Genomic DNA, 807 nt, shown 5'->3' with positions numbered 1-807 from the left:
CTCGAGGGAGAGGCCGGACTTCACGACCGGTCCTCACGACCGCACCACAGTCCGACCAAGACCCCAGCGCGGGTGGAACGACAGGTGGTGGCGGCGCGCCGCCGGCATCGCCGGGGCCCGGACTGGCTGGGTGCCGAACTTGGGATCCCCGCGCGGACCGTCGGACGGATTCTTCATCGTCGGGGCGTACCTCATCTGCGCGACTGCGATCCGATGACCGGCGCGGTGATCAAGGCATCGAAGGCCACTGCGGTGCGCTACGAGCGCGACCATCCTGGCGAACTGGTCCACGTCGATGTCAAGAAGCTCGGCCGCATCCCCGACGGGGGCGGGTGGCGCGCTCACGGGCGCAGCGAAGAGGTCCGCGGCCGCGGCATCGGGTATGACTACGTGCACTCGATGGTCGATGACCACAGCCGGCTGGCGTACTCAGAGATCCATCCCGATGAGAAGGGATCAACATGTGCCGGGTTCATCGCTCGGGCGGCTGAATACTTTCAATCACAAGGGATTTCGAGTATCGAACGAGTCATCACTGACAACCATTTCAGCTATCGACGCTCGGCCGACGTCGCGGCGATCATCGACCAGCTGCATGCTAAACACCTCTTCATCAGGCCTCACTGCCCGTGGCAGAACGGCAAGGTGGAGCGCTACAACCGGACGCTGCAAGGCGAATGGTCCTATCGCCGGGTTTTCGCCTCCAACGCAGACCGCGCCCGAGCCCTTGCACCCTGGGTCGAGTTCTACAACACTCAACGCCGCCACAGCGCACTCGACGGACTACCACCCATCAGCCGACTGCGA

Annotated in this window: 1 protein-coding gene; it reads left to right on the top strand. The window is 64.4% G+C overall.

All coding sequences use genetic code 11. The annotated features are described in order from the left end of the window. The coding region (locus VXD91_RS27820; protein ID WP_346416882.1) for an IS481 family transposase at positions 1–807 on the top strand (807 nt) is incomplete at both ends.

The sequence above is a fragment of the Mycobacterium sp. SM3041 genome, assembly GCF_039668335.1.
GTDB lineage: Bacteria > Actinomycetota > Actinomycetes > Mycobacteriales > Mycobacteriaceae > Mycobacterium.
Note: the sequence above shows the minus strand (reverse complement) of the source record. Positions and strands in the feature narration are given on the sequence as shown.